Annotated in this window: 18 protein-coding genes and 3 tRNA genes; 1 reads left to right on the top strand and 20 read right to left on the bottom strand. The window is 38.6% G+C overall.

Features of this window, described 5'->3' with window-relative positions; genetic code table 11:
* Positions 1 to 255: 255 nt before the first annotated feature.
* From E7L28_RS07735 to E7L28_RS07660, 16 genes are all read right to left on the bottom strand, one after another.
* Positions 256 to 331 (bottom strand) — tRNA-Lys (locus E7L28_RS07735).
* A gap of 4 nt (positions 332 to 335) precedes the next feature.
* Positions 336 to 410: transfer RNA gene (locus E7L28_RS07730), tRNA-Gln, on the bottom strand.
* 24 nt (positions 411 to 434) lie between these two features.
* Positions 435 to 510: transfer RNA gene (locus tag E7L28_RS07725), tRNA-His, on the bottom strand.
* 218 nt (positions 511 to 728) lie between these two features.
* On the bottom strand, positions 729 to 1,568 hold the full coding sequence (gene speE, locus E7L28_RS07720) for a polyamine aminopropyltransferase (protein ID WP_316604098.1): 840 nt from the start codon (positions 1,566 to 1,568) through the stop codon (positions 729 to 731).
* Positions 1,569 to 1,651: 83 nt separating this feature from the next.
* Complete coding sequence (locus E7L28_RS07715) at positions 1,652 to 2,281, bottom strand: hypothetical protein (protein ID WP_287508178.1); 630 nt, start codon at positions 2,279 to 2,281, stop codon at positions 1,652 to 1,654.
* 4 nt (positions 2,282 to 2,285) lie between these two features.
* Positions 2,286 to 2,720: a peptidylprolyl isomerase gene (locus tag E7L28_RS07710; protein WP_004695336.1), complete on the bottom strand. Its 435-nt coding sequence runs from the start codon at positions 2,718 to 2,720 to the stop codon at positions 2,286 to 2,288.
* Positions 2,717 to 3,424: a tRNA threonylcarbamoyladenosine dehydratase gene (locus E7L28_RS07705; protein WP_004695334.1), complete on the bottom strand. Its 708-nt coding sequence runs from the start codon at positions 3,422 to 3,424 to the stop codon at positions 2,717 to 2,719. Before E7L28_RS07705 ends, E7L28_RS07710 begins: the two co-directional genes overlap by 4 nt.
* Positions 3,424 to 3,798 carry a VOC family protein gene (locus E7L28_RS07700; protein WP_004695332.1) on the bottom strand — a complete coding sequence of 125 codons (375 nt, stop codon included), beginning with the start codon at positions 3,796 to 3,798 and terminating at the stop codon, positions 3,424 to 3,426. Before E7L28_RS07700 ends, E7L28_RS07705 begins: the two co-directional genes overlap by 1 nt.
* Before the next feature lie 92 nt (positions 3,799 to 3,890).
* The gene (locus tag E7L28_RS09850) at positions 3,891 to 6,974 is read right to left on the bottom strand and encodes an SMC family ATPase (RefSeq protein ID WP_316115579.1); all 3,084 of its coding nucleotides are present in this window, start codon (positions 6,972 to 6,974) and stop codon (positions 3,891 to 3,893) included.
* Positions 6,975 to 8,207, bottom strand: a complete 1,233-nt coding sequence (locus tag E7L28_RS07690; RefSeq protein WP_287518665.1) for an exonuclease SbcCD subunit D — start codon at positions 8,205 to 8,207, stop codon at positions 6,975 to 6,977.
* A 216-nt stretch (positions 8,208 to 8,423) separates the two neighbouring features.
* Positions 8,424 to 9,260, bottom strand: a complete 837-nt coding sequence (locus E7L28_RS07685) for a deoxyribonuclease IV (protein WP_287518662.1) — start codon at positions 9,258 to 9,260, stop codon at positions 8,424 to 8,426.
* Between the two features lie 183 nt (positions 9,261 to 9,443).
* The gene (locus E7L28_RS07680) at positions 9,444 to 9,863 is read right to left on the bottom strand and encodes a Fur family transcriptional regulator (RefSeq protein ID WP_287518660.1); all 420 of its coding nucleotides are present in this window, start codon (positions 9,861 to 9,863) and stop codon (positions 9,444 to 9,446) included.
* A gap of 170 nt (positions 9,864 to 10,033) precedes the next feature.
* The gene (locus E7L28_RS07675; protein WP_008715062.1) at positions 10,034 to 11,581 is read right to left on the bottom strand and encodes a DEAD/DEAH box helicase; all 1,548 of its coding nucleotides are present in this window, start codon (positions 11,579 to 11,581) and stop codon (positions 10,034 to 10,036) included.
* 97 nt (positions 11,582 to 11,678) lie between these two features.
* A complete protein-coding gene (locus E7L28_RS07670) occupies positions 11,679 to 12,107 on the bottom strand; it encodes a phosphatase (protein ID WP_155086590.1) in 429 nt (142 codons plus the stop codon).
* Between the two features lie 105 nt (positions 12,108 to 12,212).
* The gene (locus tag E7L28_RS07665) at positions 12,213 to 12,605 is read right to left on the bottom strand and encodes a hypothetical protein (protein ID WP_060919702.1); all 393 of its coding nucleotides are present in this window, start codon (positions 12,603 to 12,605) and stop codon (positions 12,213 to 12,215) included.
* Positions 12,606 to 12,626: 21 nt separating this feature from the next.
* Positions 12,627 to 13,577, bottom strand: a complete 951-nt coding sequence (locus E7L28_RS07660; RefSeq protein WP_316604097.1) for a hypothetical protein — start codon at positions 13,575 to 13,577, stop codon at positions 12,627 to 12,629.
* A 305-nt stretch (positions 13,578 to 13,882) separates the two neighbouring features.
* On the opposite strand from E7L28_RS07660, the gene E7L28_RS07655 reads away from it, so the two are divergent.
* Complete coding sequence (locus E7L28_RS07655; protein WP_316115538.1) at positions 13,883 to 14,458, top strand: hypothetical protein; 576 nt, start codon at positions 13,883 to 13,885, stop codon at positions 14,456 to 14,458.
* A 63-nt stretch (positions 14,459 to 14,521) separates the two neighbouring features.
* On the opposite strand, the gene E7L28_RS07650 is transcribed toward E7L28_RS07655, so the two are convergent.
* From E7L28_RS07650 to E7L28_RS07635, 4 genes are all read right to left on the bottom strand, one after another.
* A complete protein-coding gene (locus tag E7L28_RS07650; RefSeq protein ID WP_004696787.1) occupies positions 14,522 to 16,006 on the bottom strand; it encodes an aldehyde dehydrogenase family protein in 1,485 nt (494 codons plus the stop codon).
* Between the two features lie 261 nt (positions 16,007 to 16,267).
* Complete coding sequence (locus E7L28_RS07645) at positions 16,268 to 18,580, bottom strand: Tex family protein (protein ID WP_316604096.1); 2,313 nt, start codon at positions 18,578 to 18,580, stop codon at positions 16,268 to 16,270.
* Positions 18,577 to 19,071, bottom strand: coding sequence for a dihydrofolate reductase (locus tag E7L28_RS07640; protein WP_316604095.1), 495 nt, complete (start codon positions 19,069 to 19,071; stop codon positions 18,577 to 18,579). The genes E7L28_RS07645 and E7L28_RS07640 overlap by 4 nt, the downstream gene beginning before the upstream one ends.
* Before the next feature lie 131 nt (positions 19,072 to 19,202).
* Positions 19,203 to 19,994: a thymidylate synthase gene (locus tag E7L28_RS07635; RefSeq protein WP_316604094.1), complete on the bottom strand. Its 792-nt coding sequence runs from the start codon at positions 19,992 to 19,994 to the stop codon at positions 19,203 to 19,205.
* Positions 19,995 to 20,100: the final 106 nt, after the last annotated feature.

The raw sequence follows: 20,100 nt of genomic DNA, 5'->3' as shown, positions 1-20,100 counted from the left end.
ATGTCAAAACCCGCACTCTGGCATATGTTCAATCATATGATTGATTACCTATCATTGTTCAGTTTTCAAAGATCTGTTACGTTAGTTCTGCGCCCTAACGACTTGTATAGTATATCAATCTAACCTTAAATCGTCAACCTCTTTTCCAAAGATTTTTTCAACCGATTTTTGATTAAATTTATACTCACAATCATAACCAAAATCTCTAAAAATAGAGATAGAAAACTCACAAACCGAAGTTTGTGAGTTTTAATTTGGTGACTCACCCGCGACTCGAACGCGGGACACCCTGATTAAAAGTCAGGTGCTCTGCCAACTGAGCTAGTGAGTCATGTTGGCAGGGGTGGCTGGGATCGAACCAGCGCATAACGGAGTCAAAGTCCGTTGCCTTACCACTTGGCGACACCCCTACAGTGATTACGATGTGTAGGTTATGGGGTGAGTAGTGGGGATCGAACCCACGCGTAACGGAGCCACAATCCGCCGTGTTAACCGCTTCACCATACCCACCACCTTGTAGGTATCGAAGACATTGTCTTCGTAACAAAGAGAATTATATCTTTTCTAGAGATTTGTGTCAACACCTTTTTCTCAATTTCATTAATTTTTACAAACGAAACTTTTAATTGTGTTATCTCTAATATAAGCCCTTTAATCCCCATATAAATAAGGAAGCACTATCGGAAACTTTCGTTTCACAAATGGTGCTTCCCCATTATACATATTATTTACTTAGTTGGCAAATAATTTTTTACAAAATTTGGCAATGCAAATGCAGCTTTTTGAATATCCGCATTATAATACTTAGTTTCAAAGTTTTGTTCACGGTTTGGAGTCCATGTTAGAGGATCAAATGTTTTGGAACCCAATGTAAAACAATGCATTCCTGCAGGATAGATTGGAATAAAAGCTGTATATAAGCGAGCAATTGGGAAATGGCTATTAACGTAACCAAAAACTTTTTCCACTAATGGTTTATGTAACATCGGAGATTCTGTTTGTTGTACAAACAAGCCATCAGCTTTCAAAGCTTTTAATGTATTCTTATAGAATTCTTCTGTAAATAAGCCTTCACCAGGACCGATTGGATCAGAACAGTCTACAATAATAACATCATAATAATCTTCTGCATCCGCCATGAAACCAATACCATCACCAATTTTTACAGTTAATTTAGGGTGGTTTTCAATCATAGCTTTAGCAATAGTTGGTAGATATTGTTTTGCCAACTCTACAACCTTACCATCGATTTCAACCATTGTTACTTCTTTTACACAATCATGACGTACACATTCTCTAGCTACGCCACCATCACCACCACCGATAATCAAAACGCGCTCAGGATTAGGATGTAAGAACAAAGGGATATGGCTCATCATTTCATGATAGATAAACTCTTCACGCTCAGATGTTTGAAAAACGCCATCTAAAGCGAGCATCATACCATACTCTTTTGATTTAAAAACTTCAATTTTTTGAAACTCAGATTCCCCAGAGTAAAGCACTTCTTCCGCTTCAGCGCTTAGACGTAAGTGAGGTGTTTGTTCCTCAGTAATCCATTGACTCATGTAGTACCTCCTACTATTTATACTACAATACGCATCGCAAATCACTGCGATGCGTATATATATTACTTTAATTACCCTGTTACTTACTCTTTGCGACTAATGTAACAGAATCCACCACCTAAAATAGTGTCTTTCATCCAATTCGCCAAAGAGAAATCACGAATTTCACCTTCATCAAAGATGCCACAGCGGATATCATCGCCGTCCATAAACATCTTGTGAATCGGAACCCAATGCCAGGTATAGAGAGCCTTCTCTTTTCCTTTATGACGATTTAAAAATGCTACAGGCACATCCTGTGCCAATGCATCATGTATAAACTGAGCTGCAGTCTCCACCTCTACGCGTGATGCACAGAACGGAGATACATTCAACATATGTACATCATAAGATAGGCTTTTATCCTCGAGTAAGCGAGTAAGACCACGTTCCATCCATTGAGTTTTATAAACACCACCACCAAAACGTGGCTTTACATATTTCCAAACTAAGTTCATCCGTTCTAAAGCAAGCGTTTGGTCGGATGTGGTTTCTAGATCTAATAAGCCATCCCTAAATAGCGAATAGCCCAATACTTGTGATGCCGATGTAGGCCCACAACCAGACAAGCGTTGCCACTCATCAGTGAACCACTCTTGGTCATACCCATATGATGTTTTACCATTTACATCGATATATAGCCATTCTGGATGTTTAATAGATACTTCATTCATGAGATTAACCTTCGATTACTTCTACAGTTTCCATGATAGCACCTTGTTGGATACCATCAACTACATCCATACCTTCAATGACTTTACCAAATACAGTATGTACACCATCTAAATGAGGTTGTGGCTCATATACAATAAAGAACTGACTACCACCAGTATTAGGGCCACGGTGAGCCATAGATAAAGCACCGCGCTCATGTTTATGCGGATTGCCAACTAATTCATCTTTAATTGTATAGCCAGGACCACCTGTACCGTTGCCATTAGGACAACCACCTTGTGCTACGAAACCAGGAATTACACGGTGAAAACGAAGGCCATTGTAGAAGCCTTTGTTAATCAAGTCGATAAAGTTTTGTACTGTGCCAGGCGCTTCTTTTTCAAATAATTCAATTACGATATCGCCGCCGTCAGCCATATGGATTTTCGCTTTTTTCATTGTTCAGGTACCTCCAAAATTGTACGCAACACATGTGCTGCTAATATAAAACCTGCCACGGGTGGCACAAAACTACATGTCCCAGGACTTGTGGCATCACCACGGAACTGTGGTTTTGTCGGTTTTTCAGTAGAAAATAAAACTAATTGTTTTTTTATACCCCGTTTTTTGAGTTCCCGACGCATAACGCGTGCCAAAGGACATGTATGAGACTTATTGATATCTGCAATCATAAGTTTTTCTGGGTAAAAGCGATTACCTCCGCCCATACAAGAAATAACAGGGATGCTTTCACGTTGACAAACCTCAATGATATTAAGTTTTGCCGTTACCATATCGATGGCGTCAATAACATAATCAACGTTCAAGCTTTGAATAAATCCAGGATAGTTTTCCTCAGTATACATAATATCATGAGTTTCTATCACCACATCAGGATTGATAGAAAGAGCTCGCGCCTTTGCTACCTCTACCTTACGTTCCCCAATCGTATTATGAGTCGTAATCATTTGACGGTTCAAATTGCTAGGCGCTATGGAATCTCCATCGATAATGACGATGCGACCTACACCAGCTCGCACCAATGCCTCAAGGGCACCACCACCTACGCCACCTACACCAAAGAGCGCGATAGACGTGTCTCTTAATGTTTGGATTTTATTGGGACCAACCAACCACTCTAAACGGGTTAACATATATTCCATTAATATTTCCCCGCCGGAATGATTTCTGTCCAATATCCATCTGGATCTGCTATGAAATAAATACCCATATCAGCATTCTCATAAGCAACAACGCCCATTTCTTTATGCTTTTTAAGAGCCGCTTCATAGTCATCTACATAGAATGCCAAGTGGAATTCATTATCCCCCAAATTATAAGGACGATCCCAGTCACGCAACCATGTAAGTTCTAATTCATGTGCTGTATAAGGACTTTTTAAATACACGAGGGTAAAAGCACCGCTTGGATCTTCCAAACGACGAGACTCCTCGAGCAATAATGCCTCTTTATAGAATGCTAGACTTTTATCAAGGTCTTTAACATTTATATTATTATGAGCAAACGAAAACTTCATAGAACCCCCTTCGTAAATACAGGATGTTTTTGTAGGAATTCTCCTCTTTTTATAGTAACACATTTGGCAAATCTATATCTAGTTTATGATATCTAGTTAATAACAAATTTTGCGGTACTACCGTCGTCACCTCGAGTCACTTCTAAATGAGCAGGTATACGAGACTTTAACTCAGGTACATGAGAAATGATGCTGATGAGACGTCCTGACGATTGCAACTGTAACAATGTTTCCATGGCGAGTTCCAATGTATCTGGATCGAGTGTACCAAAACCTTCATCAATAAACATCGTATCCATATGGATGCCACCAGCATAGCTTTGGATAACATCCGCTAATCCCAAGGCAAGCGCCATAGAAGCCAAGAATGTTTCACCACCAGATAAGGTATTTGCTGGTCTAGATTGGCCTGTAAAAGCATCCATAACCGCCAAATCGAGGCCTTGCTTGCCACGACCACCACCTGTATAATCGGATCTTTCCAAGGAATATCTGTTGCGACTCATCTTCTGAAGTCGTAAATTAGCAGCATATACAACCTCATCTAAAATCGCCCCCAGTACATAGCGTTCAAAGGTAACATTTTTAAAGCCTTGCTCCCCACCATTAGCGAGATCATTTAATCGGCTTAAGAACTTCACCTTTTCACGAGCCTCGCCCATAGCAGCTTCGAGTGCTTCTAATGAGGTGAGCGTAGTTTCGATATGCTTTGTTTCTTTATCCCATGCCGCAAGATTACCTACTAATATATCTCGATGCTCTACTGCTGTAGCATAGATTTCATCAGAAACAGTATCACTTGGTTTAACCACAGTTTCTGCTACCTTTAACGCCGCATCATATACAGCTTGTGCTTTATTAAAGGCTTCATCCAAAGCATGCAGCTGTATTCTATAGGTCTCTATCTCTTTAATATCACGTAAAGACTCTACAAAATCATCCTCTCCTAAAGAAATGGCTTGTAATGACTTTGTATAGTTCTTATACCGCAAATTAAGATTTTTTGTTTCTTCTTTTACTTGAAAGGACAAAGTTTCTAAGCGTCCACGTTTGGCATTCAACTGTTCTCGAGCAGTATCTAAATTAGTTTTGCTAACTTTCACCTGCTCATTGTAGAGTGTAATATCACTATCCAATGACTCTAACTGTTTTTGCCATGCATCTATATCCGTGATTGGTAAAGTTTTAGATAGAGCATCAATATTAGCTTGTACTGAGCTAATACGAATTTCTAGGTCGTGTAGATTTTTAAGTAATTCATTATGGGCAAGTTCTAAAGTTGCTAACTTATCTCTAGCTACTTTTAACTTATGTTCATTGTCAGCTATAGTGTTACTCAACAATTCAGACTCACCATGTAAAGCTGTAAGTCGCTCCATTTTAGTCAACAAATCTTGTTGAACAGATGTAAAGTTTTTCTTAGAAAAACCATCCATAGATGACTTAAGTTTGGAACATTGTTCTACTTCTAACTTAGCTAACTCCTTAAGACGAGCATCTAATGTTTTCTGTTGTCCCACTTCACTAGCTTGCTTTTGCAGTGCCACGTCACGGGTTTTGCGAGCCTCTTCAATTTCATCCTTAGTCGGATACATCTCCGGCTTAGCTGCTAACCGTGGATGATCTGTAGAGCCACAAACCGGACAAGGCTCATTATCTACAACTAAATGAACTAGCTCAAAGGCACGCCCTTCTTGCATTAGATGCTCTAATCGTTCAAGATGTACCTTTGCAACCTGCAAGGTTTCATCTAAAGACGCTAACGTTTGACCTTTATCGTCGATTTCTTTTTGTACCTTATTAATTTCTTCTAGCAATTCAGAATATCTATGTAACTCATTTAGTTGCCCTTGAATAACATTAGCACCCTCTAAAAATTTATTATTATCTCGTAACTGTTTACGCAAAGCTTCTAAGTCGTTTTCTAAAGTCTTTACAAGCTTCCGTTGTTTAGTTAAGGCATCTTCGCTTTTTTTACTATCTAATTCTTCTAAATTACTCTGTAATGAGGACAATTCCTTTTTCAATACATCTAACTCATTAAACTTCTCTGCTTGTTGTTGAAATTGAGCCAAAGTAGTTCTTTTATCTTGTATACTTTCAGCTCGACCTTCTAAGTCACTGTATAAGTCTAAACATTTAGCCTCATGTTGAGTTGCTAGTTCTACATGTTCTTTCGCATCTGAAAGGGCCTGTTCTAAAGTTTTTAATATAGCTTGTTTCTCAATATATTGTTTATATAATTCATGAGTTGGTGCCAAAGAGTTAAGGAACTGAACCTTTTCGCTTAGATTTACACGCTCAGTTTCCCTTACTTTCACCATGTCAAGTTTCGAAGTAGCCTCAGCAAGAGATTGTTGAGCCTGATTATATAAAGACCATTGATTTCGGAGCACATTAAACTGTTCTACCACGGTTACTGCCTCATCTCGTTCTACCGCGAGAGCATCTCGATGTGGGCCCCGATTTACTAGTAACTCACGCACATGCTCAATGGTTACCATTGGAGTCGCTCCATCATGAGGGATAGACTGCATAAATGCAGTTTGCTTAGTTAGATTTTCTTCAATACCTGCCTTTGCTTCATCATAAGCAGCCTTCAGTGCTTCTTGTAATTTTCGATATAGCTCCGTTCTAAAAAGTGTATGTAGTAATTCCTCACGTTCACTCGTAGAGGCCACTAGCAACTTTCGGAATTCCCCTTGAGGTAATAGCACAACTTGTAAGAACTGATCCTTACGAAATCCTATAATTTGCTGAATAGTATCGCGAATGGCGACAGCAGAGGTAGCAATGACCTTCCACTCACCATCTTTCTTCTCATATACAGTAGCGCTAGCATTCTGCTCACGCATCCCTGTACCACGTTTTTTTGCTACCATCTGTTTCGGTAATCGTTCAACACGATATTGTGCATTGCCAATAGCAAAGGAGAAATCGACACGAGTCATACGATGAGGTTCTGCAAAGTCACTGCGAATAGCATCTGTTTTGCGTACTTCTCCACTCGGCTCACCATACAAGGCATACACTATGGCATCTAAGATTGATGTTTTCCCTGCCCCTGTAGGACCAGCAATGAGAAACATGGAATGGTCTTGAAGTTCATTAAAATCTAAAGTGACCGAATCACGATACGGACCAAAGGCTTCTATAGTTAATGATATAGGCTTCATTTAGTCCTCCTTAAGAATTCGGTCCCATACAGAGTTGATATATTGCTGTTCTTTCTCTGTTAAAGGTTCCTTCCACACAGTTTCTGCAAACTGATTAAATAGATCCCGTTCATTTAATTCTTTGAAAATTGCCTCACCCATATCTGCTATAGGCCCTGCCACGCGACCAACTAGATCAATGGTCATACAACGATGATATACCTGGCGCAGTTTAGCCATTCCATCCATAATCGGCATCGTATCAAGTAAACGGGCTTGCACATACTCATCCCTATGTTTAGCCTGTAATACTTTATCATTTAACAGGTCTTCAAAATATCCTTCCAAAATGACTACGTCTCGCTTCGCCTCTACAGGAATCGTGCTAATATCTACGTTCCCCTTTGTATCCATATCAATGATGGTGAAAGACTTCTTCTGCATATGTTCATCAAAGGAATATTTTAATGGAGATCCACTATAGCGAATATGATCAGCTCCCATTCGTTGAGGCCCATGCAAATGTCCCAACGCAGTATAGTGAAAGTCTTTATAGACTTGAGGATTTACCTGTTCGCTACCACCTACAGACAAGGTGCGCTCTGAGCCACCTACTTCACCTCCCATAACAAAAGCATGGCTAATGGCGATACTGCGCATCCCCTTAGGCACTTGTTTATACAGGTAATTACTCCAGGCCTGATACATTTGGTCATAATTGTGCAGATTCAAAGTGCTTTCGCAATTTTGTTCATAACACGGTGTTACTATGTCAGCAATTTCAGTATCGGTAGATTCTGCATTAGTAGACTCTACATCAGCAAATAAAGCCTCTCCTATGCGCCGGGGTTCACTAAAAGGCATAGGACAAATTGCCACCTTGCCATCTGTCCCTTCAAATTCAAAAGGCTTCAACGCGTGATGAGGAGAGCCCCAAATGTAGATACCCGATTGGCCCAACATAGAGCGCCCCACTTCAAGACGTTCCGCCCCATCGTGATTACCGCTCACCACAAAGAGAGGTACCTTGTAGTCCATAGCGAGACGAGTGATGATGGAGTCCCACAATTCGATAGCTTCAATGGGTGGCACCGCTCTATCAAAAATATCCCCTGCAAGCAATATGCCATCGATGTTTTCATCTTTCAAAATATTAAAAAGCTGATGTTCCAACACATGAGCTTGGTCCTCTGTTAAGTACTGGCCATAAAAAATACGCCCTAAATGCCAATCGGCAGTATGTAAAAAACGCATTTTGTCCCCCTTTCCAGTTCTCCCTATACCTTACACAATGTATGAATTCAAATGCCAAAATAAGCTGTTAGTCCCATAAGTTTATAGAAGTTCAATAACTTTATATAGCTTTAATAGCCTTAATAGTTTTAATAACTTTATGTATTTACAAAAACTAGTATAGCATCAAGTATTCTATATATTTATTATATAACTAAATTAGCATCTATGATTTAATTATTTATTTTCTACGATAGAACGTAACATAGCAATTTCCTTTGCATAGCCGTCCAATTCATTTGGTGTTTCCAAATAGAATGGCAAGTTCGTCAATTTAGGATGTGTTACAACGCGAGCAATAGCATCGATACCAATATGTCCTTCCCCAATTTTTTCATGACGATCTTTATGGGCACCCATAGGATTTTTAGAGTCATTCAAATGAATGGCTTTCAAACGATCAAGACCTACAATTCGATCGAACTCGTCAATAACGCCATCGAGATTATTTACGATATCATAACCCCCTTCGTGAATATGGCAAGTATCAACACACACACCCATGTACTCTTTTAGCTTTACGCCATCGATGATGCGTGCAATTTCTTCAAAACGAGAGCCGATTTCTGTACCCTTACCAGCCATTACTTCCAAGAGGACTGTTGTCTTCATACCTGGGAATAAGATTTCATTCAAGCACTCTACAATGTACTCAATACCTTGATCTACGCCTTGCTTCACATGGCTACCAGGGTGAAAGTTATACATTTGACCTGGCAAATATTCCATACGCTCTAAATCTTCCATCATAGATTGCTTCGCAAAAGCGCGTAAATCCTCTTTGGCTGCACATGGGTTATAGGTATACGGTGCATGTGCTAACAAGGTGCCAAAGTTGTGCTCTTTCATATATGCACCAAGGCTATTCATATCCTCAACATCGAGAGCTCGCATGCCCCCTCCACGAGGGTTGCGCGTAAAGTATTGGAACGTATTGCCCCCAATTTTAGTCGCTTCCTTGCCCATATGTAAATAACCTTTGCTAATTGATAAGTGACTGCCTATTACAAACATGATACTCCTTTATACGATTTCTACAATTTTATAATTATAAAACGCTTAACTTTAATATCCATTTTATTATGCTTATAGCTATTTTTGTTACTATAGCTACTCTATAACACTAATAGATAAAGATATATGATAACTAATATAACCCCTGCCGTGAAGGAGCCCTTCAACAACAGGGGTTATCTATTAATGACTTTCTTTTTTTGCACACTCAGGACAAACACCTTCGAAGGTAATATGTTGACCTGTAATTTGATATTCACTACCTTGATCAGCAATCGTTTTGATAGCTTTCAAATCAATGCCCATCATATCCTCTACCTTATTGCAACGAATGCAACGGATATGGGAATGAGCTTGTGTATCCCAATCGTAATGAGCGCGCTCATCACCAACTTCTAGAATTTTAACAAGACCGATTTTTTCAAAAATCTCCATGGTCTTGTACACTGTAGCCAAGCTCATGCTTGGATGTTCTGGGCGCAACATATGATACAACATCTCTGCTGTTGGATGATCATGATGACCACGCAAAGCATCATAAATCGCAATACGTTGTGGAGTTACTTTAAACCCCTGGCTACGCAAAATTTGTGCGATATCCATAATAATCTACCTTTCTCCACTTGGAAATCTATAAGGCATAGGCCATTATCGACCGTTTACAAGAAATAATTATTATTTATTATACCAAAATTCTCAATACTTATCAAGATAAATAGTATTAACTATTAAGTAATAAAAAATGTGGATTGCCAGAAGCAACCCACATCCTATTAGTCTTTAAAGTAAGGTTTAAAACCTTCACTTTGATGGCGAGTTTTTTTCTCGCCACGCGGACGATCAAATTTACGATCATCTCTGCGGCGGTCACCTTTACGGTCATTGCGACGATCACTTCTACGATCATCGCGACTGCGACGTGGGCGGTCATCTCGACGACGATCACCATCACGACGGCGACGATCACTTCGACCACTTTCACGACGACGGCGTACGCGCAATGGTTTTTCTTCTGTAATATTTACAGGAGTAGTATCTGGTTCTTTTGTTAACAATTTAAGAGCTGCCGCCAAAAGTGTTACGGAATCTGTATCATTCAACAATTCCTCAGCACTAGATTTGAAAGGCGCCAATGCTTCTAAATTATCTGTCATTTCAACGAGGCTTTCAATTGCCAAACGTTGTTGACCTTCAAGAACTTCACCTAAGGAAGGTGCACGACGACGTGCAATTTTACGTTTTGTTAAACGCTCGATAGCATGTAAATGCTCCATTTCACGAGGGATAACGAACGTGAAAGCTTGACCTGCTTTACCGGCACGACCTGTACGACCTACGCGGTGTGTGTAGCTTTCAGGATCTTGAGGCATATCATAATTATATACATGAGATACGCCAGAAATATCAAGACCACGAGCTGCCACATCTGTAGCCACGAGAATATCAATGGTACCTTCGCGGAATTGGCGAATTACGCTGTCCCGTTTTTGTTGAGACAAATCGCCATGGATGCCTTCCGCCATGTAACCACGTTTCTTAAGACCTTCTGTCACTTCATCAACACGACGTTTCGTACGCGTGAAGATAATAGCAAGTTCAGGTGTTTGGATATCAAACAAACGACAAAGAACATCGAATTTTTGACGGTCTTGCACTTCGATATAGTATTGTTCGATCAAGTCCATCGTAACTTGAGTCGGTTTCATGCGAATCAATGTTGGCTCTGTCAAATATGTTTCAGCTAATTGTTGGATAGCTTTAGGCATAGTTGCAGAGAACAACAATGTTTGATGGTCTTCTGGGATAGCACCCAAGATTTTATTGATATCATCAACAAAGCCCATATTTAACATTTCGTCGGCTTCATCCAATACCACAACTTTCACATGGTCAAATTTAATAGAACCACGGTCCATATGATCCATCAATCGGCCAGGAGTGGCAACGATGATTTGAGGATTCTTTTTCAAGGCACGGAACTGACGATTAATATCTTGCCCACCGTAGATTGGCAGTGCTGTGATATTCGTGTACTGAGCCATTTTGTTAAGCTCTTCAGCTACTTGAATAGCTAATTCTCGTGTAGGGGATAAAATAACTACTTGAACGTGACGCTCATTCCCGTCTACGCGTTCCAATACAGGCAAGCCAAATGCTGCTGTCTTACCAGTACCTGTTTGAGCTTGACCGATCATGTCCTTACCGCTCATGGCAACTGGGATAGCTTCCTGTTGAATTGGCGTAGGCTCTTCAAAGCCCATATCGTTTAACGCTCTTAGAACAGGTTCGCTAATCATTAATTGTTCAAATTTTTCTAACATCTAAATGTGTTTCCTCCTATCGCGCACGAACTATGCGCATTTAAATAGTATATCATATTTCGAGGGTGAGCGCTATAAAAGTAATTCTGAATCTAAGCTAAATAGGATTTCTTTTCCCCTTTAAATGTTCAATCAACACAATTCCACCTGATACACATAACAAAACAAGATATGACAAATGAATAGGCGTATACAAGCATTCAACAAGAATAACCCATAGAATTAATAGTAATTTAGAAATCCATTTCGTTCTTATTCTATCAGCTATCATAAATATAGATAAATTGATAATTATTTTAATGATTATCGTAGCAATAATAACTAATGTCGTAAATTCTTCTCTATAATCTGTCAGTTCATATAAGGGATATAATAAATAACTTAATAAAACGCTAAGTATTATTAAAAACCAAATATTGAGCCCCTTTAAAAGTTTAGATTTACTATAGTAAAATACGCCAACCAAAAGAAAAAGCAAAACACTAAGTAATATTCCTATAATTAATAGATAATCTAATTGAATCATGAATTATACTGTCCTTTAATCATTTTTTTATTTCTAAAAATCATTCCATAAGTGCCCACACAAAACAACATTATTTTAATAATATCTGAGTTGATATATGGTCTATTAAAATAGTACTTTCCTAAATGCATAAGCATACACAGCCATAGCAAATAATAAAGAAAACATTGCAATAAGTCCCCGATTAAAGTATGCACTATCTCGCTTTTGGCAAACCCCTGTAAGCATTGTGAAAAAGAAGAAAAACAACCAAATACTACCATAACTGACTATAAATTTATAATCTTTGTCGATTATAAATTTAAGATTTAATATTATTAAACTTATAATAGAAATTATAGATAAATACTTTGTTAAGCTACCAAAAATCCTATGTTCTTTTATATATTCATGTTTTTTATCAATTGGATGATTACGAATCTCAAGTTTATATAATCCCATAGATAACGACATAGATATAAAAATCCAAATATATCCTAATATTTCAAGTTTATTCATCTTCCACCTTCCACTATATGGTTACCGACTCAAATACTGACGAAGTGTCTGGTTTTCTAACGGCCCTAACTGCAATGCCTTCCGATTTTTAATTGCATCAATGGTTAATGCTTCAAAGGTAATTTTATCAAAATCAGAAAACTCGTTAAAAGAATTAAACACGATGAATCGTTGATTTAGTAAATTAGTTAATACCTCTATGTCTTTCGTTCTTACTTTATTTAGCTCATTTCGTGCATAAGATTCATATCTCTCATCACTTGCATTATTCTTGCTAAACCGACCTATATCAAGATTATCAGAATAATAGCTATATATAGCCTTCTGATAGAAATCAATTTTAGTCAATTTCCCGAATTCAAAATTATAATAAGCATTATTTCTTAAAATATGCTCACTACCATACTCACCAATAATAGTCCCTGTAGAAAGATCTACTATATCATTATGCTTAATCAAGTCTTCCTTTCTATACGATACATAGAAAGGTAACTTTATAGTATATCCAGCGTTTGGACCTGTATATCGTTTCTCACTATCATAAAAGATCTCATGCCATATATCTCTATCACTTTCATCAAGACTAGAAATATTAGGGTATAACTGATCAAGACTTACATTAAATTGTGTTTCTTTAGAATCTATCCGAGGAATGAAAGTATTATATTTATTAAGATTTTTATTCCAAGCATCTAGTAAACTTACATTTTCATCAAAAATACCAATACCGTCTAACGTTATGTAATAGAGTTTATTATCCACCTCATGAACAGCAACTACATTATCAGCAATCTTACGGTTTTCATTGCCATAATATAATCCACTCTCTTGAAGATCACTTAAATAAATCAAACTATTTTTAAAGTCACCACTTGCCAAGAAATATATCAATACTCCCAATATGAGTATATAAAGCACTACTATTATGCCAATAATATATCCAATCCATTTAATTACTCTCTTCAAATTCATAATAGCCCTCTATAAATAACACGATTTTATATGGCTACAATTATAACATACACTATACTTTTACATATAATAGACTATTCTTAAGTACAAAAAAGACACCTCTTTCGGGCTACTTCTTTATTATGATATATTGAGAGGTGTGTGGTATTAAATCAGCTATATGAGTAAACATTTAATTTAGATATAATATAATTAAAATAATGTACTCCAAAATGTACTCCAAAATTCCACCAATAAATTAAACAATACCTGTTAAGCAATTACGATTTACTAAACTTCCTAAAGTAGTATAAAAGGAATATACAATGAAACCTTTTACCCTAAAACGATTTATATTATTTCCACTGATTATACTATCCCCCATACTAACAACGGGTTGTCATCTTCTCTCACATTATAGTGAAGATGAGGTACAACAATATATAAATGAGGATTATCCTAATCTAACATATCACTTAGAGTCTCATAGGAACAATACATGGCAAGTCACCTTTGACAAATATCCACAAATGCCCATTGAAATATCTGAAGCCTTGAACACCTCTGCACCTGTTGTACCACAAGTGGAGCGAATACTGATAACTAACATCCCATTAATAACTGCATTCCCATTAATGAAAAACTATATAACAGCAGAGGAGTTATCCTATGCTACATACGATACATCTTCTTTGTATATTGAAATGCCTATTCCCTATTCGGCCATACAAAACCAAGATGTAACAAATTTTTACAATCGAATGGATCAATTCTGCAAAGAATATGCAGCAACATATCCAGACTTCAAAGAAGATATATATATTAGAGTTATTATAAAACCTTCTGATGGTTCTGATGCACCAAAAGAGTATAGAAAAATATTCCGTCTATCTCAATATTAGTAAAAGAGACACCTCTTTCGAGGTGCCTCTTTGTTATAGTTTATTGGAGAGATTGCTATTTTATTAGTCTAAATCGTAGAACCCAGATGGTTTATCGCTCAAGTTTACGATGATATTTTTCATTTGAGTGTAGTGCTCAAGGATAACCTTGTGAGTTTCACGACCGATACCGGATTGTTTGTAGCCACCGAATGGAGCGCCTGCAGGGATGGAGTTATATGTATTTACCCACATACGACCGGTTTCGATACCGCGAGCTACGCGGATAGCACGGTTGATGTTTTGCGTGAATACGCCACCGCCAAGACCGTATAGGCTGTCATTAGCTTGTTCAATCACTTCTTCTTCGCTGTGGAATTTAATTACAACGGCTACAGGACCGAAGATTTCTTCGCGAGCTACGCGCATATCATTTGTAGCATCTACAATAAGTGTAGGTCTTACAAAGCAACCTTTACCAAGTTCGCCATCAGTAACACGTACACCACCGGCTACAATGCGAGCTCCTTCTTCTTTTGCAAGGTCTACATAACTCAATACTTTATTAACTTGGTCTTCGTAAATCAAGGAGCCAAGTTGAGTAGATGAATCCCAAGGCAAACCAACTTTCACCTTATCGAATAGTGCAGCAAGTTCAGCTACGAATTTATCGTAAATTGTATCTTGTACGAAGATACGGGAACCAGCGCAGCATACTTGACCTTGGTTAAAAAGAATACCGAGCATTGCCCCGTCAAGAGCTTGTTTCCAGTTCGCATCTTCAAAGAAGATATTCGCAGATTTACCACCTAATTCCAATGTGGCAGGAATCAAGCGTTCAGATGCTGCTTTATATACATCTAGACCTACCTCTGTAGAGCCTGTGAAAGCAAGTTTGCTAAAACCAGGATGATCAAGGATATATTGACCGGATTTAGAACCTTTACCAGTTACGATGTTTACAACACCTGGTGGCAAGATTTCTTTCAAAATATCGCCAAGTTCTAATAAGCTAAGAGATGTGTGGCTAGAAGGTTTGATAACAACTGTACAGCCTGCTGCAAGAGCTGGAGCCAATTTCCAAGCGGCCATTAGGAATGGGAAGTTCCAAGGCACAACTTGACCTACAACGCCAATCGGTTCACGAACGATGAGACTCAATGTATTTTCGTCAAATACTTGTGCAGAGCCTTCTTCGGAACGAAGCACGCCTGCAAAGTAACGGAAATGGTCCGCCCCAAGTGGAATATCCACGTTCAATGTTTCACGGATTGGCTTACCATTGTCGTATGTTTCAACTTGTGCCAAATGTTCTTTGTGAGTATCGATAGCATCCGCAATTTTCAATAAATAATCAGCACGTTCTACTTGAGAAACGTTTTTCCACGTTTTGAAAGCTTCTGTTGCAGCCTCTACAGCTTTATCAACATCGCCATATGTAGCCTCTGCACAGATAGCGAGTTGTTCGCCATTAGCAGGGTTATATACTTTAAATTCAGCACCGTCAGATGCCTTTACCCATTCATTATTAATTAAAAGTCCATATCTTTCTTTAAGGTTTAAGCTCATTGCATTACCTCCTCTTTAGGAATATGATTTAGGAATTTCCCCTCTATGGTTTCATCATACTCCCTATATCTAATTTTTTCAATCAGATATATCATTTTCGATATATCTGTTCTGCATTAATATACATAGTTTTTAGCTATATAGAAAAACCGCACCCTCTAAAACCATAGAGGGTGCGGTTTTTGGTATAATGACTTTTAGTCAAGAATGACTATCATTTAAAATCTATTAATGTAGATTAACTAGTCTTCTAAGAAATTATCAGTTTCGACGATCCCCATTATTAAAAGAACCATTATGGCGATTATCATTTTGACGTCCGCCATTATTACGGTTGTTATTTCGGTTATCATTATTTCGACGTTGACCATTATTATTTCTATTATGGTTATTATCGTTATTCTTTGGTTTTTCTAGTTGTAATGCTTTTACAGACAGACCGATGCGATTGCGCTTTACGTCAACAGAAATGATTTGAGCTTCGATAATATCACCTACAGCAAGCACATCAGATGGATGTTGACGGCTATTGCAAAGCTCGCTGCGATGTAATAGACCATTCGTTTTAAGCCCAAAGTCTACAAAAGCTCCGAAATCAACTACGTTATGAACAGTACCTTTTACAACGGTACCAACCTTGATATCTTCAAGGCTCACTACGTGTTTTCTGGTCAATGGAGCCGGTAAATCTTCCCGAGGGTCGCGACCTGGTTTAGCAAGAGCCGCCAAGATATCCCGAACAGTCGGCACGCCCGCATCAAGCTTGGCAGCCATTTTATCGGCATCCACAAGAGGTAATTTTACTTGCAATGCTTCTAATTGAGATTTATCTTGTAAGTCTTTTAAGGTAAAGCCTAATTCACCAATGATGCGCTCTGCCAATTCATAAGACTCTGGATGAACGGATGTATTATCCAGTGGATTTTTACCGTGTTGTAAGCGCAAGAAACCAGCACATTGTGTAAAGGCTGCAGGGCCTAAACGAGGTACTTTTAGCAATTCCTTACGGCTTTTAAACACACCATTCTCTTGACGGTATTCAACAATATTTTTAGCCACAGCACTAGAAATGCCTGCAACATGTTGCAAGATAGCTGGAGATGCAGTATTTAGCTCTACCCCAACGTGGTTTACTACAGTTTCAACTACTTGGTCTAAGGTATGTGTCAATTGTTTTTGATTTACATCATGTTGGTATTGACCTACGCCGATAGATTTAGGATCGATTTTAACAGATTCAGCCAATGGATCTTGTACACGGCGTGCAATCGATACAGCACCGCGAATGGTAACGTCTAAATCTGGTAACTCATCGATAGCCAATTTAGATGCTGAGTACACAGATGCGCCCGCTTCATTAGTAATGATATAGTGGCAATCTAATGTTTCCTCTTCAATCATAGTAGACGCAAATTGCTCTGTTTCATAGGATGCAGTACCATTGCCGATAGATAAAAGAGTAACCTTAAACTTACGAATCTTATCAGCCAATACCTTTTGAGCTTCCTTGCGAAGCTTTTCACTATTTGTTAAATAGTACGCACCATAATCGAGCACATTGCCTTGTTGATCGATAATCGCCATTTTACAGCCAGTACGGTAACCAGGGTCAAGGCCCATGATAACATGTCCGGCCAATGGTGGTTGTAACAATAGATTTTTGAGATTTACACCAAATACCTTGATAGCTTGCTCATCGGCATTTTCCGTCAATTCATTGCGGATTTCACGCTCTAAAGCTGGGAAAATAAGGCGTTTGTATGCATCGGCTACGGCGGCAGCTTTATAGTCTGCAAAGATAGACTTCGGATTTTTCTCTAACTTTTGAACCATATAAGCGACATAGGTGTCACCTGGTACAGTTAGAACTAGTTTTAAAGCACCTAATTTTTCACCGCGATTTACCGCCAAGATACGATGTGATGGCATTTGACGAACTGGCTCAGCATATTCAGCGTATTGCAAGAATTGTTGTTGTTCTTCCTCTTCACCGCTCAATTCAGCTTGAATAAAGCCTTCATTCCACATCTTCTTACGCAAGTACGCCCGGAAGTCTGCACTATCGCTGACGATTTCCGCTACGATATCAGAAGCGCCTTGTATGGCATCCTCTAGCGTAGGAACCTCTTCTGTTATATATTCTTTTGCAATTTCTAACGGATCTCCAGAGGTAACTGTATCGTTGATAATCATATCAGCCAAAGGCTCTAAACCACGTTCACGGGCAATCATAGCACGCGTACGTTTCTTTGGACGGTACGGTAAATACAAATCCTCTAATTCTTGAAGCTTTGTTGCAGCCTCTAAGGATTTCATCAACTCGTCTGTCATCTTTTCTTGCTCTGTAATAGAAGCAATGATTTCTTGGCGACGTGTTTCTAAGTTGCGCAAGTATTTAATGCGTTCTTCAATGGTGCGCAATTGCTCATCTTGCAATTCGCCCGTTACCTCTTTACGATACCGCGCAATAAACGGCACCGTATTGCCTTCGTCCAGCAATTCTACTGCAGCTTGCACCTGCTTTGGCTTAACATTTAATTCACTCCCAATAAGGGCAAACATTCTTTCACTCATTTAGCTGCCTTTCTGCGATAGGTTACAAAACGATGAGGATATTGATTCTTTTCATCCACAATGCCGTCTACAACGGATTCGATGGTGAAAGCATCCTCTGAGAATTCAGGGAAAAATGCATCCCCATCAAATTCGTGGTCCACTTCAGTGATATACATAGTATCTACGTAAGGTAGAAAAGCCTCGTATACTTGAGCGCCACCAATAACGTAGGCCGCATCAAGCGCATGTGCTGCTTCAGCAGCCGCCTCAAGGTTATGGAAAATCTTAACACCTTCCGGTGCATCAAAGCCTTTATCACGAGTAATTACCCAATGCTCACGATTTGGCAACAAGAACGGTAAGCTTTCAAAGGTCTTACGGCCCATGATGATAACATGTCCTGCTGTTTTTTCCTTAAAGAATTTCAAATCATTTGGCAAATGCCAAATCAAAGTATTATCTTTACCGATTACACGATTATGTGCTACGGCTACGATTAATGCTAACATACTTCCCTCTTTCGGTTAATACTATATGGCAACAGTCATAAGTTATGATATTTAGCAACGGCTATGAACACAAAATAATATAGCAACAGCCATACATATTATGCTATTTAACAATTGTCATGAATACAATGCTATACAGCAACAGTCATGGACAATTTACCTAAATGTTCATATCCATCTAATGTAACGTCCTCTGGTGTAAAGTCATAGAAGTCTTTTACCTCAGGATTCACGATAATTTTTGGAGCAGGCAACGCTTGATTGCGACGTGCTAATTGCTCACGCAATGCATCTACGTGATTTTCATAGATGTGGGCATTGTTGATAACATGTGTAAATTTACCTGGTTTTAAACCTGTTACTTGAGCAATCATACATTGTAATGCCGCATATTGAGCCGTGTTAAACGGAACGCCAAGCCCCATGTCGCCACTGCGTTGGATGAGCATGCAGTTCAAGTAACCATCCCCTACATCCCATAAGGTTTCATACGCACATGGTTGCAACGCCATGTCATCTAAATCTTCAATATTCCAAAGGGTTACTATCATTCGGCGGCTATCAGGATCTTCTTTAATAGTTTTGATGAGCTTGTCTAATTGCTTATACTTCGCAATTTGGTAGCCGTATGCTTTACCAATAGTACCATCCTCACGCATCCATTCATCCCACACGTGCACATTCATTTCTTGCAATTTGCGTACGTCATTGGACTGCATTTGCCAAATCCAAAGTAATTCTTTTACAGCCGTTTTGAAAGCTACAAATTTTGTAGTCAAAATCGGGAATTCCTCTTGCAAGTTAAATTGCATGATTTGTTGAGGCAATTTGTACGTTGCGATTCCTGTACGGTTTTGACCATAAATACCATGATCTAAAATATTTTCAATAATACCGAGGTATTGTGTATCTGCTAAGCTCATATATCCCCCTAAATCTATTTATAATAAGCCAAATAATACTAACGTATATCTTGCTAATCTTACTAAAAGATATAGTACTATCATACTAAAAAATATATGGTACTAC

It is taken from the genome of Veillonella parvula (assembly GCF_032575955.1).
In the GTDB taxonomy this organism is placed as follows: Bacteria; Bacillota; Negativicutes; order Veillonellales; family Veillonellaceae; genus Veillonella; species Veillonella parvula_J.
The sequence above is the reverse complement of the archived record's forward strand: the minus strand, read 5'-3'. Positions and strand labels throughout refer to the sequence as shown.